This is a genomic window from Pseudomonas sp. NFIX28, assembly GCF_900107395.1.
Lineage (GTDB): Bacteria > Pseudomonadota > Gammaproteobacteria > Pseudomonadales > Pseudomonadaceae > Aquipseudomonas.
In genome coordinates, this window is the sequence record NZ_FNPW01000011.1 from 223,734 (window position 1) to 242,607 (window position 18,874).

An 18,874-nucleotide genomic window follows, 5' to 3' on the forward strand; every position below is an offset into this window, starting at 1 on the left:
GGACGGGACCGGGGCGGGGTTGAGCTGAGCCAGCGGGCATACGTCGACAGCAGCTTTAAGGCCTGGGGCCAGGCTGCCGAGCAAGAAATGCGGGAGTTCATGTTGGAATTTGGCGCGCATTGTCGCATATGTGCGCCGGCAGTTGTATGACAGCGACCCACGGATTTTCATCCTTGCCGGCAAGGGCCGGGCGCGGGCGCGAATCGCCGGCAACCGGTGCCGCGCATGGGCGCCTGGGCCAGGCGACGGATGGGACGGAGCGGGGCGGCGGACATATTTTCACAAAACGGTGTTAACCGTTGGTTACAAACTGTGGCTAAAATGCCGACCAGTTGCCACGTGCCACCATTGGCACCGGCTCAGGGATGTGCCATCAGGGACCTCTTATCGCTTTCGGACGCTGCACATGACCCCTTGGCCCGGTTGGCCTTAGTGGGGGCGCAGTATGTTCTCTTCTGACATGTGACGATTTCCGTGAAACTCATCATTGCCGCTGTTTACGTTCTATCCATCGCGTATGTCCACCTGCGTGGTCGCGTGCGTCACAAACTGGGCCGCCAGCTGAGCGATCATTCGAGCTTCCTGGCGCCGATCAATTGCTTCCTTTATCTGTTCTCGAAGATCCCCAACCGTCCGTACCTCGATCCGGCCGACTTTCCCGACCTGAGCCCCTTGCAGGCCCACTGGGAAGAAATTCGCGCCGAGGGCCAGAACCTGCTCAAGGCCGGCGAGATCAAGCGTTCGGATCAATACGACGATGTCGGCTTCAACTCGTTCTTCAAGACCGGCTGGAAGCGCTTCTACCTCAAGTGGTACGGCGACAGCCATCCTTCGGCGATGAAGCTGTGCCCGCGGACCACCGAACTGGTGCAGAGCATCGGCTCGATCAAGGCGGCGATGTTCGCCGAATTGCCGCCGGGCTCGAAGCTGGTGCGCCACCGCGACCCTTATGCCGGTTCATACCGTTACCACCTGGGCCTGGAAACGCCCAACAGCGCCGGTTGCTACATCAATGTCGACGGTGAGAACTATCACTGGCGCGACGGCGAAGCAGTGATGTTCGACGAGACTTACATCCATTACGCCGAAAACACCACCGGGGAAAACCGCATCATCCTGTTCTGCGACGTCGAGCGGCCAATGAAGTACCGCTGGGCCGCCGCCTTCAACCGCTGGTTCAGCCGTACCGTGATGGCCGCCGCCGGTTCGCCGAACGATGCCGGCGATCGCACCGGGGGCCTGAACCGCGCCTTCACCAAGCTGTACAAGATCCGCCTGCACGGCAAGCAGCTGAAAAAGCGCAATCGCAAGCTGTACTACCTGGAAAAGTGGGCGCTCTTCGCTGCGCTGTTGTTGCTGTTCATCTTCATCTGATTCGCCCAACGGCGAATTGCCGATCGCGAGCAAGCCTCGTTCCTACATGGGCTTTGTAGGGGCGGGGCTTGCCCGCCATCCCTTCCTCAAGGCTTGTCCGCTCCCAACTGTTGCCACATCTTCGCGGTGATCCGCTGTCGATGGGCGTAGCCGTGCCATGGATGCTTGTCCAGGGCCTCCAGGCGTTGCCCCAGGTTCGTCACATTCCATTGCTGGGCGTGGCGGACGTCCGCCAGTTCATCCCGCGCGATCGGCACCGAGACCGGCAGCCCCGGACGGGCCCGAACCGAATAGGCCGCCACGGTGCTGGCGCCGCGGGTATTGCGCAGGTAGTCGACGAAAATCTTGCCGACGCGATTTTTCGGGCCCATGGTCGCGGTGATGCGCTCGGGCAATTGTTGCGCCATGAACTGCGCGATGGCCTTGGCAAAGCCCTTGACCGTATCCCAGTCGGCCTTGCGCGCCAGCGGCACGATCAGGTGCATGCCTTTGCCGCCGCTGGTTTTCAGGAAGGCCTGCAAGCCCAGCTCATCGAGCACCGAAAGCGTCAGCTGGGTGGCTTCGAGCATGCTTTTCCAGGGCAGGGCCGGGTCCGGGTCGAGGTCGAGCACGAACAGGTCCGGGGTTTCGATCTGATCGTGAGTCGCGCCCCAGGTATGCAGCTCAATGGTGCCCATCTGTACGGTGCCGATCAGTGCCGGCGTGCTGTCGATTTCCATCAGCCGCGCGTGGTCCGGGTCCAGCGCCCGATCGAGATGACGGATATGGGGAATTGCCATGCGCTCGGCATGTTTCTGGAAAAACTGCTCGCCTTCCACGCCGTCCGGCGCCCGCAGCAGCGACACGGGCCGGTCGCGCAGATACGGCAGGATCTGCTGGTCGATGCTGGCGTAGAACTGCGCCAGTTGCAGCTTGGTGGTGCCGGACTGGCGGTCGATGACCCGTTCCGGGTGGGTGATCTTGACACCCGCCACGGTGTGCCCGGCCGATTTGCCCGGACGCGGGGCGCTGTTCGGGCTGGGAGTTTCGACCGCCTTGGGCGCCTTGGGCTGTTCGCGGACGATTTCGCTGGCCGGCTTATCGCTGCGCAGGGCGATGAACGCCGCCTGCCGCACCACGTGCTCGCGGGTCCATTCGGCGAATTCGGCTTCGATCACCAGTTGCGGTTCGACCCAGTGCACGCCGCGGGCCTGGGCCGAGGTCAATGGCCTGGCCAGGGGCGATGAATTCCGCTCAAGTTCCCGCATGCGGCCATGCAGTTGCTGCAAGGTCTTATGGTCGAAGCCGGTGCCCACCCGGCCGGCATAAACCAGCCCGGTATCGTCGTTGACCCCCAGCAGCAGGGCGCCAAACCCGCTGCGCGTGCCTTGCGGCCCGGTATAGCCGATGACCACGAACTCCTGGCGCAGCCGGCATTTGAGCTTGATCCAGTCGGTGCTGCGGCGTGACACATAAGGGCTGCCGGCCCGTTTGCCGATTACTCCCTCCAGGGACAGCGCGCAGGCGCTTTCGAGAATGTCGTGGTGATCGGCGACAAAGGCCTCGGAAAAGCGCAGGACCTTGCTCGACTTATGCCCGAGCACTTCCTTAAGGGCCTCGCGGCGTTGCTCCACGGGGGCTTCGCGCAAGTCCGCGCCCTGCAGGAAAGGCGCGTCGAACAGGTAATAGATGATGTCCGCGCTGCGCCCGACATCGAAGGCGTTCTGCAGCGCCTGGAAGTCCGGCAGCCCCTTGTCGTTGAGCACCACGACTTCGCCATCGAGCCAGCTGTCCTGGAGCTTCAGGGCGGCGAGGGCCTTGGCCTGCTGGGGCAGGCGGCTGGTCCAGTCGTGGCCGTTACGGGTCAGCAGGCGCACTTCGCCGCCCTGGATCCGCGTGAGGATCCGGTAGCCATCGAACTTGATTTCATACAGCCAATCGCCGCTGGGAGCCTTTTCCACCAGGGTCGCCAGTTGCGGCGCCAGGCTTTGCGGCAGCCCGCTGGACATTTTTTTCGGGGCTATTTTCGGAGCTGTTTGCGGAGCTGTTTTGGGGGGTATCTTCGGCGCTTTCTTCTCGACGTGCCTTACGGCCCGGGGTTTGGCGGCTGCGGGCTGGTCGTCGCCGACCGTGGCCCCGCTGAGCACGCTCCTGGGCAAGGCCTGGACCACGTCGTACTCGTCAATGGGCCGCGCCTGCGAGTCCTGCTCCTTGATCAGCAACCATTGCTCCTTGTCGCCGCTGCCACGCAGGTGAGTGCGCACCAGCGCCCAGTCGCCGGCGAGCTTTTCGCCGATCAGGGTGAATTTGAGCTTGCCGGCCCGGTAGCTGGCCTGTGGGTCGTCATGGGGCTGCCACACGCCATGGTCCCAGACGATCACGTCGCCGGCGCCGTACTGCCCGGCAGGGATGCTGCCCTCGAAATCGCCGTAGCTCAGCGGGTGGTCTTCGACATGCACAGCCAGGCGTTTTTGCCTGGGGTCCAGGCTCGGCCCCTTGGGCACCGCCCAGCTTTTCAGGCTGCCGCCCAGTTCCAGGCGAAAGTCGTAGTGCAGGTTGCGTGCGTCGTGCTTCTGGACCACGAAACGCAGGGCCGAGGCGGCCTTGGCGGACTTGCCGGCGGGTTTATCCGCCGCCGGCTCGGAAGTGATCTCGAAGTTGCGTTTGCGTTGGTATTCACTCAAGGATTTATTAGCCATGGCCCACTACCCTGGATTGCCCCCGCACCGTTCAGGCTCGGGTTCTTTTCGTGGCTTTCTTGGCCGCCGCCGGCTTGTCCGCGGCCTTGGCGGGTTTGTCCGGACGGGCGGGCGCCTTGTTCCTGGACTTGCCGCCCAGGCTGCGCTTGAGCATCTCGGTGAGGTCGATGACATCGGCGCTTTTGCGTTGCTCTTCGCCCGTGCCGCTTTCCACGTCCTCGATCCGGCCGGCCTGGGCCTTCTTCTCCACCAGCGCCATGATCTTCTCGGTGAAGCTGTCGCGGTATTCCTCCGGCTGCCAATCGGTGCTCATGTCCTCCACCAGGCGCTTGGCCATTTCCCGTTCGCCTTTGGCCAGGTCCGGGTGGGTCACTTCCGGGCCCAGGGTCAACTCGTCGAGGCTGCGCACCTCGGCCGGCCAGCGCAGCATCACCAGCACCAGCGCCGACTCCAGCGGCATCAGGGCCGCCAGATGCTGGCGGGTATGCAGCACCACCAGGGCCAGGGCGACTTTGGAAGTGCTCTCCAGGGTTTCGCGCAGCAGGGCATAGACCTTGCCGCCGCGTTTGTCCGGCGCCAGGAAATAGGGGGTATCGATGTTCTGCAGCGGGATCTGCTGGCTGTCGACGAAAGCGAAGATGTCGATGGTCTGGGTGGACAGCGGGTGGGCCGAGCGGATCTCTTCCTCGCTAAGCAGCACGTAGCGACCTTTTTCGTACGCCACGCCCTTGACGATATGTTCCTTGGTCACTTCCTTGCCGGTGACCTTGTTGACCCGCTTGTAACCCACCGGGTCCATGGTGCGCTGGTCCAGCCAGTCGAAGTCGACGCCCTGGGAGGAGGTCGCCGAGACCAGCGCCACCGGAATGTGAACCAGACCGAAACTGATCGCGCCTTTCCAGATTGCCCGTGCCATGAGCCTGCCCCTGTATTGACGGTAGCGTCACTGTGTAGCGACTGGTTTTCAGGTGACCCGTGGCACGGCGCGAAAGTTTCCGTGGGGTGCCGGCCTGCATGGGACAAGCCGATAACTCGTGTTACATGTCTGACCGATTATTTAATTAACAAGGCCGAACGCGGGGCGTAGCGTGCACTCGAAACGATAACCTGTCGCCATCCGGGAGAGACGTCATGAACAGCCTGCTTCGCGGTCTTGCCGTGTGCGCATTGATGAGCTGGGCCGGCAGCGCCGCGTTCGCCGCGCCCCAGGCCATCGGCGGCCCGGCGTGCGCCATGCTGCTGGCGCAGAACCTGCCAGGCAGCAACAACAATCCCTATAACAGCCCGATCCGCCGGGCCAACCCCAACAGCATGCAGGGCACGCAACCCATTGCGCCTCCCGTTCGCGGGCTCAATACGCTGCCCGTGCCACGCCAGCCGACCCTGGAGAACGGCGGCATCGGCAACGGTTACCCGCGCACCATCACCCAGCCGCGGATCATCGACCCGACCCCCGTGACCCCACCCCGTAGCCAACAGCAGCGATAAACGCTGGCCGTCCGTGCCGATGCCGGTTCGGGCGGAAACCTTTTTATCGACAGAAGGAATCGTGCATGTTGCGTAAAACTCTCTTGGCAACCCTCTGCGCCAGCGTTTTTCTGGGCTGCGCGCTGCCGGCGGCGGCTGCCCCCGGCCAATCATTGCACAGCGAATTGGGCCCCCTCAGCGTGACCCCGGTGGTCGAGGGGCTGGATCATCCCTGGGCGCTGGCATTTTTACCGGATCGCCAGGGCTTCCTGGTGACCGAGCGCCCAGGCAACCTGCGGCTGGTCGGCGTCGATGGCAAGCTCTCGGCGCCCCTTGGCGGGGTGCCGCAGGTCTGGGCCAGGGGCCAGGGCGGATTGCTGGATGTGGTGCTGTCGCCGGACTTCAAGCAGGATCGCATGGTCTACCTGTCTTATGCCGAAGGTGGCGGCGAGGGCGGTACCGCCGGGACGGCGGTGGGGCGCGGGCGACTCTCCGAGGACCTGACGACCCTCAAGGATTTCCAGGTGATTTTCCGCCAGGCGCCCAAGCTTTCCACTGGCCAGCATTTCGGCTCGCGCCTGGTGTTCGACCGCGACGGCTACTTGTTCATCGTCCTGGGGGAAAACAACGACCGCCCGACCGCCCAGGACCTGGACAAGCTGCAGGGCAAGGTCGTGCGCCTTTACCCGGACGGCCGGGTTCCGGACGACAATCCATTTGTCGGCCAACCGGGTGTGCGCCCGGAGATCTGGTCTTATGGCCATCGCAACCCGCAGGGCGCGGCGCTCAATCCATGGAGCGGCACCCTGTGGGATAACGAGCACGGGCCCAGGGGCGGCGATGAGGTCAACCTGATCGAGCGTGGCAAGAATTACGGCTGGCCCCTGGCGACCCATGGCATCAACTATTCCGGCGGGCCGATTCCCGAAGCGCAGGGCAAGACCACGATGGGGACCGTGGCGCCGCGGCACGTCTGGGAGAAGTCCCCCGGCGTCAGCGGCATGGCTTTCTATGACAGCGACCGCTTCAAGCCCTGGCAGCACAGCCTGTTTATCGGCGCCCTGGTGTCCCAGGAACTGATCCGCCTGCAGTTCGACGGCGACAAGGTGAGCCACGAAGAGCGGCTGCTGGGCGAGCTCAAGGCGCGCATCCGCGACGTGCGCCAGGGGCCGGACGGCTACCTCTATGTGCTGACCGACGAAGACAAGGGCACGTTGTACAAGGTCGGCCTGGAATAACACCCGCAACGCCGATCCACCGTAGGAGCGAAGCTTGCTCGCGATAGCCGCAAAGCGGCGATGCATCTGCCAACGCGCGTTATCGTCGAGGATTTTTCGCGCGCAAGCTGCGCTCCTACGGGGTAACGCCGATCCACCGTAGGAGCGAAGCTTGCTCGCGACAGCCGCGAAGCGGCGATGCACCTGCCAACGCGCGTTATCGTCGAGGATTTTCGCGCGCAAGCTGCGCTCCTACGGGGCGGTGGGTGTGGGGGGCGGGTAGAGGATCACCGCGGCTTGCAGCTTGCCGCTGCCGAAACGGCACATCTTGGCGAATTCGCCGTGGCTGACCGGCAGGTGCTGGCAATCCATCGGCTGGCGGTGCTGGCTGTGGTCGACGTCGGGGTCGTGCAGGTAGACGAATTCTTCGTCGCAATCGGTGACCACCACCCAATGCGGGGCCTTGGAGCGGGTCAGGCGGTAGCTGCTGATCAGCACCAGGGGCTGGCCGCCATCAGCCAGCAGCTTTGGCAGCTCCAAGGGACCACCCAGCACCTGCAGGACATCGCTGCGGTCCAGCTGGGCGCAGAACTCTTCGTGCACCAGGCGCATGACGTCTTTTTTATGCTCATCGCGCACCCCACCAAGAAACAGCGGCCCCCGGGCATTGACCTGCAGCCTGACGCGCAAGCCCCGGCGCCATGCGGCCAGCGCCAGCCCCTGAGGGCTGCAGCCGCCGTGGCCGGAGGTCATGAATACGGTGGTCGCCTCGCGCCAGATCTGCAGTTCCTCGCGACGCTCCAGAGCCCACCCGGGTTGCAGTGCGGCCATGGCCATCAACAGGCAGGCGGGGCCGCAGGTGAAATCGGTGGTCTGCTGGTAGTAGGGCACGCGGATAGCACGGGTTTCGCGATGCTGCAGGATGCGTTTTTCCAGGCGCAGGGCATCGGCGTGATCCTCGTAATAATCGTGCCGCACGGCAAAGCGCCGGTAGCCGCTGCGCTCGTACAGGGCGATAGCGGTCGGGTTGTCGCTGCGCACCTCAAGCCGCAGGTAGGCGCAGTCATGTTCCCGCGCGCAGGCCTCGATCCGCTGTAAAAGACGCTTGCCCAGGCCCAACCCACGGGCCTCGATCGCGATGGCGATCGAATACAGGCGGGCCAGGGATGTGCCGCGATGGAACAACACCAAGGCATAGCCCAGCAGGTTTCCCGCCTGCTCGGCGACGATCAATCGCGCATGGGCGCGGCTGATCATCCACTGGAAGCTGCGCGGCGTCAGGCGATCGGTGGTGAAACACTGCTGTTCCAACCGGGTTAACGCGGGTAAGTCCTCAGGTGTGGCAATGCGCAAGACAAGATCCATATAACCGCCGTAAAAGTTGCGTAACGAAACGAGACTTTCAAAAAAGTTCGTGCTTAATAGAAAAGGTCTTGTTCTTAAGCGGATCAAACATTATGTCAGCGGTACAAGGTCATTGGCGTGAAGTATCCGGGCAAAGTTTGCCGGCGACAATAACTCCGGTTAATTATTTTACCGCGCTTGGTGAAACTTCCAGCCAGTTGGTAATTATTGTCGAGCGCAAGGAAGACTGGGCTTCCTACTTTCCCAGCGAAGATATCGTCAGCGCCCAGGAATACCTGGAACAGGGCCGTGAAACCCAACCCGGCAAGCGGGTCCAGGTGATCAACCTGTGCCGCAGCTACAAGTACCTGGGCCACGGTTATTACTGCTCGTTACTGGCCGAGGCACGGGGGCACAAGGTGATTCCCTCGGTGCGCACCATCAGCGAGCTGACCCGTAAATCGCTCTATGGCCTGGCCCTGGACGACCTGGATAAATCCCTGGAGAAGGCCCTGAGCAATCATCTTTACAGCGATACCGAAGGTTTTACCCTGACCCTGTACTTCGGCAAGACGCATATCGAGCCATTACAGGAGTTGGCCCGCCAGTTATTCGAAGTGTTCCCCTGTCCTATATTGCTTGTGCACTTCAAGCGAACTAACGGCTGGCATATCGAAGGCGTGAAGTCCGGTGCCTTACATAAGTTGCGTGAAGACCAGGAAGATCAGTTCGCCCATTCCCTGGACAGTTTCAGTCGCAAGATCTGGCGCGTGCCGCGCTCGAAAAGACTGGCCCGCTATGACCTGGCAATCCTCCATGACCCGCAGGAGGCCTTGCCGCCTTCGAATGCCCGGGCGCTGGAGAATTTTGTCCGGGTCGGCAAGGGCCTGGGCATCGACGTCGAGCTGATCGAGAAGAAGGATTACCCGCGTATCGCCGAGTACGACGCCTTGCTGATCCGCGAGACCACCAGCGTCGACAATCACACCTACCGCTTCGCCAAGAAGGCCGAAAGCGAGGGCCTGGTGGTGATGGACGACCCCACCTCGATCCTGCGCTGCACCAACAAGGTGTATTTGACCGACCTGCTGAACAGCCACCAGTTGGGCATGCCCGTCACCGAGATTCTCTACAAGGAGCGACCGCAAGACTTCGAGCGCGTCGGCGAGCGCCTGGGCTTCCCGCTGGTGCTGAAGATTCCCGACGGCTGTTTCTCCCGCGGGGTGATCAAGGTCGAGAGCCAGCAAGCGCTGCTGGAGGCCACCGCCGAGCTGTTCGAGCACTCGGTGTTGCTGCTGGCCCAGGAGTTCTTCTACACCGAATACGACTGGCGCATCGGCGTGCTCAACCGCAAGCCGATCTTCGCCTGCCAGTACTTCATGTCCAAGGGCCATTGGCAGATCTATAACCACAAGGCCAAGGGCCAGGACATCAACGGCGAATGCCGCACCCTGGCGATCCACGAGGCACCGCGGGCGGTGGTGGAGCTGGCGGTGAAGACCGCCAACCTGATCGGCGACGGGCTGTACGGCGTCGACCTCAAGCAATCCGGCGACAAGGTGGTGGTGATCGAGGTCAACGACAACCCCAACCTGGACGCCGGCATCGAAGATGGCTACTTGCGCGACGACCTGTATTCCCTGGTGCTCGAGGAGTTCGTTCGTCGCCTGGAGCTCAAGCGCCGCGGACAGGCGTGGTGAGCCGCCGATGATCAAGCGCTATCAGCTGAGCCAGGGCCGCTTGCTGCCGGTCGAGCACCTGGACGTCGAGGTGATGCTGTTCAGCAACCCGGACCCGGTCGAGCGCGACATGCTGCGCAGTGTCTTCAAACTCGACGAACATGCCCTGGCCTCGGCCCTGGACCCGGACGAGGTGTCGCGCATCGAGTTTCACCCGGACAACCTGTTCCTGATCTGGAAGCGCCCGGAGAACTATTCCGGCGGCGGCAGCTTGTCGTTCGAGGTGTCTTCCTGTGGCCTGCTGTTTTCCCCGCAGCGCCTGCTGGTGATTGCCCACGACGACAGCCAGTTCAGCGGCCTGGGCGCGCGCCAGGCCCTGAATAGCCCGCTGGATGTGCTGCTGGACCTGCTGTCCAACAACATCCATCACTACCTGGGGCACCTCAAGGTGATCAAGATGGTCGCCCGCGAGTTGCAGCAGAAGTTCAACGACTCGATGGAAAATCGTCATCTGATCCAGATGTTCAATCTCAGCGAAAGCCTGATCTATTACATCAACGCCATCCACAGTAACGGCGCGGTGCTGACCCGGCTGCGCAATCACGCCGAGAAGGCGCATTTTGGCGCCGAGGCCCTCGGCCTGATCGACGACCTGATCATCGAAAACAACCAGTGCTACAAGCAGGCGGAGATCTATTCGACGGTGTTTTCCGGGTTGATCGATGCGCGCGGCAACCTGATGAACAACAACATGAACCGCCTGCTGCGCAAGCTGACGCTGATCAACGTGGTGTTCCTGCCGCTGAACCTGATCGCCAGCATCGGCGGCATGTCCGAATTCAGCATGATGACCGCCGGCACCCCGTGGTGGGTTGCCTACCCGTTATTCCTCGTGGCGATGCTGCTGGCGGCCGGGGGGATGGTGCTCGGTCTCAGGCGCCTGGCCGGCGGCGGCAAGTGCGCCTGAGGCTTCAGGCCGGTTGCAGGGTCAGCACCTCAAAGCCGTCGCGGGTCACCGCTACCGTGTGTTCCCACTGCGCCGACAGGCCGTTGTCACGGGTGACCACGGTCCATCCGTCTTTCAGGTCGCGGACCCGGGCGCTGCCCTGGTTGATCATCGGCTCGATGGTGAACACCATGCCTTCGCGCAACTCCAGGCCGGTGCCGGGGCGGCCGAAATGCAGGACTTGCGGCTCTTCGTGCATCTGCCGGCCAATGCCGTGGCCGCAATACTCGCGCACCACGCTGTAGCCGTTGGTTTGCGCATGCTTCTGGATGGCATGGCCGATATCGCCCAGGCGCGCGCCGGGGCGGACCATCTTGATGCCTTCCCACATCGCCTCGAAGGTGGTGCGCACCAGACGCTGGGCCTTGGGGCTGACGTTGCCGATCAGGTACATCTTGCTGGAATCGGCGATAAAGCCATTCTTTTCCAGGGTGATGTCGATATTGATGATGTCGCCGTCCTTGAGAATGGCCTTCTCATGGGGCATGCCATGGCAAACCACTTCGTTGATCGAGGTGTTGATCGAGTAGGGATAGTTGTACTGGCCCTTGCTGGCCGGGCGGGCGCCCAGCTCGTTGCGGATAAAGCGTTCCACAGCCGTGTCCAGCTCCATGGTCGAAAGGCCGGGCGCGACGAAATCATCGAGAAAGCTGAAGACTGTCGCCAGCAGGCGTCCGGATTCCCGCATCAGCGCCAGTTGCTGCGGGGTCTTGATCAGGGCCTGGGTCATTCGCTGCGCCCCCGGATCAAGTCGCTCTTGTTCAGCAGCAGTTTGTTGATCAAGTCGTTGTAGCCCAGGTGCGGATTGAGTTCGGCCAAGAGGCCGATCTTGATCCAGAACTCGGCCTGGGCGTTGATGGAGCGATCCATGGCGTCACTGGCGACGCGGATCTGTTCATGCAGTTGATCTGAAATCTTGACGATGCCCACGGGGTTTCTGCCTTGATAAATATACGAAGTATATATGTTTCGTATATTTGTCGGCAAATGGCAGATAGCTCGACCTGTCATTGGCCATTGACTCACCAGCGACCCGCCGGTTAATTTCCTTGCCATGACTTTTTCCGCATTTCGTTCCCAGCCAAGCATTATTACCGCCATTCCTGATTGGCGGGTTTGCTGACGACTGCACCTAACCCGCCCTAGAGGCGGGTTTTTTCTTTCTGTCTCCGGGGCTTTCAACACAGCCAGGAGAGCCGTATGAACCATCCCGCCGAGCCCGACACGCAACTGGAACTGCTTGAGCACTACGTGAAGAAGATTCTCGCGGCGCCGGTCTACGACCTGGCGGTGCGTACGCCATTGCAGCCGGCGCCGGCCTTGTCGGCGGCGCTGGGCAACCAGGTGCTGCTCAAGCGCGAGGACCTGCAACCGACCTTTTCCTTCAAGATCCGCGGCGCCTACAACAAGCTGGTGCAACTGAGCGACGAGCAAAAGCGTCGCGGGGTGATCACCGCATCCGCCGGCAATCATGCCCAGGGCGTGGCGCTGGCGGCGCGGGAGTTGGGGATCAAGGCGACCATCGTCATGCCTTCCACCACGCCGCAACTGAAAGTGCAGGGCGTCAGCGGCCGCGGCGCCCAGGCGGTGCTGCATGGCGAGAGTTTTCCCTTTGCCCTGGCCCATGCGCTGCGACTGGCCGAGAGCGGTGGCCAGACTTTTGTCTCGCCCTTCGACGACCCGGATGTGATCGCCGGGCAGGGCACGGTGGGCATGGAGATCCTGCGTCAGCATGGCGGGCGCCTGGACGTGATCTTTGTGCCGGTGGGCGGCGGCGGATTGATCGCCGGCATCGCCGCCTATGTGAAATACCTGCGGCCGGAGGTGCGCATCGTTGGCGTCGAGTCCGAGCACTCCAACTGTCTGCAGCAGGCGTTGCAGGCCGGGGAAAGGGTGGTGCTGCCCAGCGTCGGCACCTTCGCCGACGGGGGCGCAGGGCGAAACCCTGGTGGCCATCGATTCCGGGGCCAATATCAATTTCGATCGCCTGGGGCAGGTAGCGGAGCGCGCGGCCTTGGGGGCCGTCGCGCAGGCATGAGAGGGGAGAGCATTGCTACGGCGGCTACACCTCATGTAGCCGCTGGCGGAGCCTGCGAACGAGCGCAAAGCGCTCGCCAAACGGATGACACCGAGTCACTGACGCACCACGTTGCTTGGCTTGGCGGCTACTGCGTCCGGAGTGCCGCCCAAGCCGATCGCAGCCTGTGGCAGCGGCTACAGAGCTGGCGAGGCTAGCGACCGGATTACTCCGCGCGGGCCTTCTCGACCTTGTCCGCGGCGGACCACAGGCGGTAGCGCACCTCGATGTCCTTGGGGGCGTAGATCACGATCGGCAGCTTGCTGTTGTAGCGCAGCATGAAGCCTTCGCCGACCACCGGCACGAACGCTTGCTTGCTGCTGCCCTCGGGGCAGGCCATCAGGGTGCTCATCGGCCCGCCGACCTTGTCCAGGCGGTAGTAGGAATAGCCCCAGCCTTCCAGGTTCTTTTCTTCCAGGGTGCCGCCCAGGCGCTGGCGATTACAGTCGACCGTCAGGGTCTTGCCAGCCAGGATCTCGACCTTGAAGTCCTCTTCCTTGGCCTGCTTGGGCAGATGGATCACTTGCCGTACAAAACCTTCTTCAGCCTTGGGGTAGGGCGCCACGTCTTCGAGTTTGGCCGCATGGCTCAGGGTGGAAATACCGCTCAACAGCACGGCGATGGCGGTGGACACAGGAAAAAAGCGCATAAGGCCTCCTTGCAGATTGATCGACAGCGTCTCCCTGAACGAGAGTCGCCTACTTGAAACGCCGGGCAGTTTGACCGGGTAGCGCCCGGTGATGCAAACCCCAGCCGGTGTTACCCCGGCAAACAGGAACCTTTCGGCGAGGGCTGCCCGGAGGATGTATCGAACAGGGCATCACGCGTGGACGGCATTCCGGCGCCGGCCTGGACGAGCATCAGGTATCGGGTGAAAAGTCTTACTGCTCAGAGCGAAAAAGAATTTAGCGCAGGCGCCAATACAACCTAGTCTAGGGATTGGCTGTCTCTTCCAGGGAGGTCAAGTCACGCCGCACGCCGTATTCGGGTAGGGAATCCCGAAGCGATCATAATGTTGGCCATCACCGAATGGCTGCTGCACCAAAGGAGAGATTTGCCATGTTTTTATCTGCCTTGGAACTACGCAATATCATTGAAAGCAGCTTCCTTCCCAAACGCTGCCAGTGCACCTTGAGCCCCGACTTGCACATGACCGTAAAAGTCTATGGCGACCATGAAACCGACCGCGTGGACCTGCTGGTCACCGGCATCGATGCGGCGAGCCTCAACGGCTGCCGGGAAATCAATGACTTGATCGCCGAGTTGCGCTACGACCTGGCGAACCATCCGGGAAGCCAGCCCATCGCCCTGAAATCCAGGGCACATTGATCGGCCGGCTTTGCCAACACCTGTGCTGCTTGCCTGGCCTGGATCCACTCCGGGCCAGGCGTACCTTGACCGCCACTGCTACCAGGACGCCGCCTGACCCGCAGGGGCGCTTGCCATCGACAACCCTGCGGCTGATCGCATCAGAGCGGGGCAATCTTCAGTTCTGATAACTGCAAGCGTCCGACAGCTTGCGGTAACTGATGGCTTTCAGCTTTCCCGCCTTGTCGATAAAGGTCATGTTCGCGGTGATTACCTGGCATTCCGGCGTCGCCGGCTCGGTCATCGACAGCACCTTGGCCACCTTCAGCGACATGCCATAGTGATAAGGCACCGGTTGTACCTGGGCCGTGTCCGCCTGAGCCACACCCACGACCCCGGCAAAAGCCAGGGCCCCAACCAGCAAAATACGCATGTTCATGAGCGTTCTCCGATAAACCCGACAAAACCGCCATCGAGCGCGCCGCGCAGGGCGACAGGGGATTCTGCGCTGGGCGGTTTTGTATAGTTTTGGGCGGCGGGATTAATCGGAGATTAAGTAGGGGGCTAATGGTTTTTGTGGGGGAGGGAAACTGCCCGACAAGATGTGCTTTGGGCAGAAACGCCTATTCGATGTCAGCGGGGGCTTGAAGGCAGGGGCACACAAGGCCCTGCCTTGCAGGTCGTCAACGCCTTGCCCGATTCCGGGCAGGCATTGAATGCACTTATTTCTTGTCTTTCTCCTTTTCTTCCTCTTCTTTCTCCAGCAGATCGATCCCGCGGATATCGAAGTAGCATTGTCCGCTCACCGACTTGGCTGAGCGCTGAGCGAGGGACTGGACCAACTGGTCATGAATGAAGTGGCCGAACAACAGGCTCACTTCCTCCGGCAATGGCGACAGTTGCTCCTTGAACCATTCCTCCTCCAACAGCACCTGCTGCACCAGCATCTGCTGCGGTGTGCCGGCGGCCCTGTAGCCATCCCGCGTCCGCCCGCTGCGCATGCTGCGGGCTTCGCTGTCGACATCCTCCAGCCAGCCCAGCCCTGCCCTGAGCGCCTCGCGTTCGGTTTGTAGTTCCTGGGTGCGCTTAACGCGGGCCTGCCTCTTTTCCGGGGTTTCCACCGGGCGGCCGAACATCCCGGCGCTATTCCCCGCGGCATACTGGCTGGCATTCAGGCGATCCTCCTCTTCGCCGATTTCCCGCAGGCGCTGCACATAAGGGCGCGAGATCGACGCCAGCCAGCGGATATACAGGCGCATATGGCCGAGGAAGGGCGCTTGGTCACCCAGGTTGAGGTTTTTCAGCTGGGCGATGCTGGCCTTGGCGGCCGACTGATACTTCTTGACCAGCCCAAGGGCAGTCTTGCCGTTGATATGGTCGTTGAAGGTGAACAGCTCAGCAGTATCGGCATCCTTTTCGTATAAGTCTTCGAGATGAAGGAAAGGTACTCCTGCCTGGAACGCTGCGCGGTACATGCGGTGCAAGCTGACCAGCGCCAGCTCGGCGCTGGGTTTCTGCTCGCCGGGCAGCAGGCTGCCACCGATATCCTCGCTGACCCCGGGCATCAGTTCTTCGCGCCACTTGGCGTTGCCTTTGCCGAGCAGGCTGGCCCGCCGGTAAAAGCGTCGCTCGTGGGCGGCGACCAAATGCAGCGCCTGCCTGACCTGCTTGGGCAGGACATTGGCGTCCCCCAGCACGTTACTGGTGGGCACGGGTATATAGTCGTCGATCAGTGGTATTTCGCTACGGCTGCGATCCACCGCGTCGAACAGGCCGGCAAACAACACGACCACCTGGGCGCCCTGGTACTCCACTTTCTCGCCATCGATCAGGCAGCGGTCCAGCAGGCGATACAGAAAGCCTCGGGCCAGGGTGGCGCCGTAGTCGAAGCCGTACACGGACAATTCGATACGCTTCAGGGGCGGGCCGCTCAAGGCCTTGACCTTGCTTACTTCGTCGTTCAGGTAGTCGATGGCGCCATCGATGCGAATATTGGCTCCAGTCTTGGCTATCTCAGCCATGATGGGGTTGTCGCGCAGGGGCGGTACGACTTCAGCCACGGCGTCAACCACCGCGCCTTTTAACACTTTGAAGACTTTGTAGGGGGCGTTTACCAAGTCGCCCAGGTCACGCTTCAAGCGCTCCCACCAGTCATGACCTTTCAGCAAATCCTTGAGGATCTTTTTCCCTTCGTCCTTTGCCACATCCTTGGGCACATCGGCTGCCTTGCTGCCAGCGGTATCCACACCGGCATTGGCGGTGGTGGTCAGGTCTGAGATGTACTCCGTGCCCATTCCTGAAAGGTATAGCCTTCGATAATTGTAAGAGGCTTCATCCTTTCCAGTAGTGGGGTGCGCCATATACATCTTGCCGACGTTACTAACCCGACCTGACTGCAGGTCTTTCAGTAGGTGACGTCCAAAGCCGTCGAAAAAGAATCCGATCCGCAAAGTTCGTTCACAAGTAGTGATATGTGAGTTTTTGGTTGGTCCCGCACAACGGGCGCCGGCAGCCGCAGCCAAATCAGCATTACGGGTACTCATTGGGATTTGGTTTCCTGATCCTTGGAGTTAAAGACTGGTGGCGCCTCTTTGAGGTTTTCATAAGGAGTGTCCAGGTTGGCACTCCAGGCTAGGCGAACTTGGTCTCCGGGGAAGAAATGCACGTGTAGATATCGATCAGTGTGTTGACGAGGTGGGTTAGCGATCTCGACTGATAAGGTTTCTTTTTGAACTCCTTGGCGAACTTGCTCACCTGTACGACCTTTTATCCAATCTACTTTCAGCGTTTTGCCTTCAATGCGCCAACAGCAGGTTGCTCCGCCCCCTCCGTTTGCCGTGGCATTGCCCCCCCAGTTGTCATTAACGAAGTAGCTGAAGATAGGGCGATCCGTTTGGTTGTGAACGTAGAGCATTGCCCCCGGCAGTTGGCTGTGCTGCCATATGAAATAGGCAGCAATTAGTCCCCCCCAAACCAACAAATTGATGAGTGTTTTCTGCAATCTGGACAGGGACTTCCAGCGATTTCTTAGGGATTGAATCGATGTCACAACAAACTCCTTGTTGGTCCGAACCTGTTTCTGCATACGGTCATGTTCTTTTGCCCAGGTTGGGCAGTTCGTATCGTTTTAATGATTGATGCTGAAAATCGCTGACTCATTGAGCTTTGGCTTCCTGATCCTTGGTAGCAGGCACCGGAGGCGCTTCCTTGAGGTTTTCGTAAGGTGTGTCCAGGTTGGCACTCCAGGCCAGGCGAACCTGATCGCCTGGGAAGAAATGCACATGCAAATAGCGGTCACTGCGTTGGCGGGGAGGGTTAGGGATCTCGATTGAAAGGGTTTCTTCCCGAGTCCCCTGCTCATACTGTGTTCGGGTCATGCTCTTGATCCAATCCACCTTCAGCATCTTGCCCTCGATACGCCAGCAGCAGGTCATGCCCCCATTTCCACCCCAATTGTCATTGACGAAATAACTGAAAATCGGACGATCCGTATGGTTATGCCCATAAAGCGCTGCGCCTGGCATGCGGTTGTATTGCCAGATGAAATAGCCGGCGACCAGCGCGCCCAGAACCAACCACTGAATCAGGGTTTTCTGGCGGCCGGACAGGCGCCTCCAGCGCTTTGCGAGTGACGGCAACGACATCGCCTCAGGCGCCTTCTTGTGCGGCCAGGGCGTTTTCCAGGGTGTCCCGGTCATCGGTGACCTGACGCAGGATTCCCGCCCATTCGGGGCGCTGGTGCAGTGGGTCGCGGGTGATCAGGCTGTGCAACACGAAGGTCGACTGATCCTCCTGCCGGTCCAGGCCCTGGGCTCTGGCGATCTGCAGCAGGTCTTGCACTTGTTGCAGGCGTTCGCCGTGGCAGTCGCTGGCAAAGGCCTCGGGGGCGACGTTTTCGGTCTGCACCAGCAACTGTTCGGCGTGGGCGTCATGCTGCAGGCTGTGCATCATCGGCTCATCCAGGCGGATCGGGTGGTACTCGGGTACTTCGCTGTGCGCCGGGCCGGCAAGACGCTGCCAGTCTTTTTCGGCCTTGACCCACCAGGTATCGAGGGGGCCGAACAGCCATTGGTGCCATGGCTGGCCGACCTGCTGGTGGAGCAGGGGCAGTACCTCGGCGCTGTAGCTGCGGATCAGCAGCACCGCATCGTTGGCGTCCTGGCAGACCAGGGCGTCGCCAAGGTGGGTGGCCAACCGATTGGCTGGCAGGGTGCTGCTCAACCAGCCGGCCAGGTTCGAGCCGAACAGTTCGTGGATCGCCACCAGCCGTTCGAAAGATTGACCGGTCATGTCCAGCAATAGCGGCCCGTCATTGCGCAACTGGGCCAGCTCGGCCTGGTACATCAGGGGCCAGCGGGCGCCTTCCAGTTCACCCAGGGCGTTGCGCTGCGGCGCGCTGAGCAGGGCCTGCTCGACGATCACTGTGAGGCTCAAGCCCTTGGCCGCGGCGTTGACCCAGTCCTGCTGGCCTTGCGGTAAATCGCTCATGGCTGTGCTCCGGACAGAATCGCCTGGCGTTGGCGGATGGCCTTGAGCAAGCACTCGACACAAATCCCCTTGGGCGGCGTCAGGCGCGGTATGGGCGAGTTCGAACGGACCTGCAGCAACCCTCCGGCCTTGTCAGCGTCAGCGGCCTTCAGCAATCCCGGAAGCAGCGCGGCAATGCCTGTTCCAGTCCCTGGCGCGCCGCCGGAATTGATCTTCACATCGGCGCCGCTGATGGT

General features: G+C 61.5%; 17 protein-coding genes and 2 pseudogenes. 7 read left to right on the top strand and 12 right to left on the bottom strand.

Annotated features, from left to right (window positions below):
* Positions 1–474 precede the first annotated feature (474 nt).
* Positions 475–1,374 carry a lipid A hydroxylase LpxO gene (gene lpxO / locus BLV20_RS21260; protein WP_092304431.1) on the top strand — a complete coding sequence of 300 codons (900 nt, stop codon included), beginning with the start codon at positions 475–477 and terminating at the stop codon, positions 1,372–1,374.
* 86 nt (positions 1,375–1,460) lie between these two features.
* On the opposite strand, the gene ligD is transcribed toward lpxO, so the two are convergent.
* Positions 1,461–4,052, bottom strand: a complete 2,592-nt coding sequence (ligD, locus tag BLV20_RS21265) for a DNA ligase D (RefSeq protein ID WP_092304432.1) — start codon at positions 4,050–4,052, stop codon at positions 1,461–1,463.
* A 31-nt stretch (positions 4,053–4,083) separates the two neighbouring features.
* Positions 4,084–4,968: a non-homologous end joining protein Ku gene (locus tag BLV20_RS21270; protein WP_092304433.1), complete on the bottom strand. Its 885-nt coding sequence runs from the start codon at positions 4,966–4,968 to the stop codon at positions 4,084–4,086.
* A gap of 215 nt (positions 4,969–5,183) precedes the next feature.
* On the opposite strand from BLV20_RS21270, the gene BLV20_RS21275 reads away from it, so the two are divergent.
* On the top strand, positions 5,184–5,540 hold the full coding sequence (locus BLV20_RS21275) for a hypothetical protein (protein ID WP_092304434.1): 357 nt from the start codon (positions 5,184–5,186) through the stop codon (positions 5,538–5,540).
* A 65-nt stretch (positions 5,541–5,605) separates the two neighbouring features.
* Positions 5,606–6,757: a PQQ-dependent sugar dehydrogenase gene (locus tag BLV20_RS21280; RefSeq protein WP_092304435.1), complete on the top strand. Its 1,152-nt coding sequence runs from the start codon at positions 5,606–5,608 to the stop codon at positions 6,755–6,757.
* 231 nt (positions 6,758–6,988) lie between these two features.
* Here BLV20_RS21280 and rimI read toward each other — a convergent pair whose 3' ends face one another.
* Positions 6,989–8,101, bottom strand: coding sequence for a ribosomal protein S18-alanine N-acetyltransferase (rimI, locus tag BLV20_RS21285; protein WP_092304436.1), 1,113 nt, complete (start codon positions 8,099–8,101; stop codon positions 6,989–6,991).
* A 92-nt stretch (positions 8,102–8,193) separates the two neighbouring features.
* Here rimI and BLV20_RS21290 point away from each other — a divergent pair, with 92 nt between their 5' ends.
* On the top strand, positions 8,194–9,780 hold the full coding sequence (locus BLV20_RS21290) for a RimK family protein (protein WP_092304437.1): 1,587 nt from the start codon (positions 8,194–8,196) through the stop codon (positions 9,778–9,780).
* 7 nt (positions 9,781–9,787) lie between these two features.
* Positions 9,788–10,726 carry a magnesium transporter CorA family protein gene (locus BLV20_RS21295; RefSeq protein WP_092304438.1) on the top strand — a complete coding sequence of 313 codons (939 nt, stop codon included), beginning with the start codon at positions 9,788–9,790 and terminating at the stop codon, positions 10,724–10,726.
* 4 nt (positions 10,727–10,730) lie between these two features.
* On the opposite strand, the gene map is transcribed toward BLV20_RS21295, so the two are convergent.
* Together map and BLV20_RS21305 are read right to left on the bottom strand one after the other, a co-directional pair.
* The gene (gene map, locus BLV20_RS21300; protein WP_092304439.1) at positions 10,731–11,495 is read right to left on the bottom strand and encodes a type I methionyl aminopeptidase; all 765 of its coding nucleotides are present in this window, start codon (positions 11,493–11,495) and stop codon (positions 10,731–10,733) included.
* Complete coding sequence (locus tag BLV20_RS21305; RefSeq protein ID WP_092304440.1) at positions 11,492–11,695, bottom strand: ParD-like family protein; 204 nt, start codon at positions 11,693–11,695, stop codon at positions 11,492–11,494. Before BLV20_RS21305 ends, map begins: the two co-directional genes overlap by 4 nt.
* A gap of 270 nt (positions 11,696–11,965) precedes the next feature.
* On the opposite strand from BLV20_RS21305, the pseudogene BLV20_RS21310 reads away from it, so the two are divergent.
* Positions 11,966–12,803: pseudogene (locus tag BLV20_RS21310) on the top strand (pyridoxal-phosphate dependent enzyme).
* A 205-nt stretch (positions 12,804–13,008) separates the two neighbouring features.
* On the opposite strand, the gene eco reads toward BLV20_RS21310, so the two are convergent.
* The gene (gene eco / locus BLV20_RS21315) at positions 13,009–13,491 is read right to left on the bottom strand and encodes a serine protease inhibitor ecotin (RefSeq protein WP_092304441.1); all 483 of its coding nucleotides are present in this window, start codon (positions 13,489–13,491) and stop codon (positions 13,009–13,011) included.
* Between the two features lie 410 nt (positions 13,492–13,901).
* Between eco and BLV20_RS21320 the strand changes: the two genes are divergently transcribed.
* Positions 13,902–14,171 (top strand): DUF1652 domain-containing protein, encoded by a 270-nt coding sequence (locus BLV20_RS21320; protein ID WP_092304442.1) that lies wholly within the window; start codon positions 13,902–13,904, stop codon positions 14,169–14,171.
* 157 nt (positions 14,172–14,328) lie between these two features.
* Here BLV20_RS21320 and BLV20_RS21325 read toward each other — a convergent pair whose 3' ends face one another.
* The 6 genes and pseudogenes from BLV20_RS21325 to BLV20_RS21350 form a co-directional block, all read right to left on the bottom strand.
* Positions 14,329–14,589, bottom strand: coding sequence for a DUF2790 domain-containing protein (locus BLV20_RS21325; RefSeq protein WP_092304443.1), 261 nt, complete (start codon positions 14,587–14,589; stop codon positions 14,329–14,331).
* 283 nt (positions 14,590–14,872) lie between these two features.
* On the bottom strand, positions 14,873–16,693 hold the full coding sequence (locus BLV20_RS21330) for a DUF2235 domain-containing protein (protein WP_256577855.1): 1,821 nt from the start codon (positions 16,691–16,693) through the stop codon (positions 14,873–14,875).
* Entirely contained in the window at positions 16,690–17,235 is a 546-nt protein-coding gene (locus tag BLV20_RS21335; protein WP_256577856.1) for a DUF3304 domain-containing protein, read from the bottom strand. Before BLV20_RS21335 ends, BLV20_RS21330 begins: the two co-directional genes overlap by 4 nt.
* Positions 17,236–17,305: 70 nt before the next feature.
* Complete coding sequence (locus tag BLV20_RS21340) at positions 17,306–17,794, bottom strand: DUF3304 domain-containing protein (protein ID WP_092304445.1); 489 nt, start codon at positions 17,792–17,794, stop codon at positions 17,306–17,308.
* 4 nt (positions 17,795–17,798) lie between these two features.
* Entirely contained in the window at positions 17,799–18,638 is an 840-nt protein-coding gene (locus BLV20_RS21345; RefSeq protein WP_092304446.1) for a DUF4123 domain-containing protein, read from the bottom strand.
* A pseudogene (locus BLV20_RS21350) lies at positions 18,635–18,874 on the bottom strand (type VI secretion system tip protein VgrG); the annotation flags it as partial. The pseudogene BLV20_RS21350 and the gene BLV20_RS21345, both read right to left, overlap by 4 nt.